The following is a 214-nucleotide window of genomic DNA, read 5'->3' on the forward strand; positions in this document are numbered from 1 at the left end:
GTAAAAAATGTCTTTAATATGGAGTGTCTAATTGCACAAGATTGATTCAAATTTGAGGTAAGTTGCATTAAGTGGATTTTATTAGGGAAAATCGTAGAAAAAGTCTACGTAAAAAGGTTTTACGTGGATATTTCATATGCTTACTAACAAAGATTTCTTCCTCATCGGCATATGAAGGACATTCCTTCCAATTGTCTACGAAGATTTGTCCTTC

This window comes from Neobacillus drentensis (assembly GCF_036965245.1).
Taxonomy (GTDB): domain Bacteria; phylum Bacillota; class Bacilli; order Bacillales; family Cytobacillaceae; genus Neobacillus; species Neobacillus drentensis_G.